The 844-nt window shown below is 37.8% G+C and carries 1 protein-coding gene; it reads left to right on the forward strand.

Translation table 11 applies throughout. From position 1 onward, the window contains the following. Window positions 1-830: DUF6602 domain-containing protein (locus J8L97_RS23060; protein ID WP_211053056.1), on the forward strand; the 830-nt coding region annotated here is incomplete at its 5' end. Window positions 831-844 lie beyond the last annotated feature (14 nt).

Here is an 844-nt window from a genome sequence, read left to right on the forward strand (position 1 = left end):
TGTCTCAGAGGATCTCTATGATACTTAAAAATATAGTCGCATCCTTAAATAGGAGCGTGTTAGAAGAATTAAATTTATCTAACTCGGTTGGTCATCCTGCTGAGAACGGTCGCGCACGAGAGGATATCCTCAGGAAATATATCAAAAAAACAATTCCTTCAGGCTATGGAGTCGATACTGGGTTTGTAATCGATGCTACTGGAGGGATTAGTAAACAGATTGATATTGTTATCTATAGAAAGGACTATCACCCAGTTTTAGAAATTGGTGAAGTAAAGTACTTCATGGTTGAATCGGTTGTTGCCGTTATGGAAAACAAGGCTCAGATAAATACAAAAGCAAGGCTTAAACAGGCTCTTGATAATATAGCTTCAGTTAAAGGCTTAGATCGAACAAATCGAGGGAAAAACGTAATACTCCCATCGGGTAAACGATTATGCCGTAAAGAATTTCAACACCAAATTTTTGGTGCGATTTTGACCGAAAAATCGCTCTCGAGTAAATCATTGAAGAAAGAGCTTATTGAGTATATGACTCACATATCAGATAAGTCTCTCTGGATAAATATATATGCTGATGTTCGAGGTTCATCGTTTCGGTATGTTTCAGAGGAAAAGTCTGCCATAGTGATTCCTTACAAAGCTGTAGCATTCGCAATTTCAGACCCAAAAAATCCACTATACACACCGCCATTCATTGAGTTGATCTTTGAGTTAAATAATTTTTTAAGGGTAACCCCTTTAGTCGATTACAGAGCAGATAGCTACTTTCATGGTACAGTGGGTAAAGCTAAGGAGTATGTAAGTATACCGGTTCAACTTCGTGGGTAGAGACATAACAAGAA

The organism is Pseudoalteromonas sp. MMG012 (genome assembly GCF_018100875.1).
In the GTDB taxonomy this organism is placed as follows: domain Bacteria; phylum Pseudomonadota; class Gammaproteobacteria; order Enterobacterales; family Alteromonadaceae; genus Pseudoalteromonas; species Pseudoalteromonas aurantia.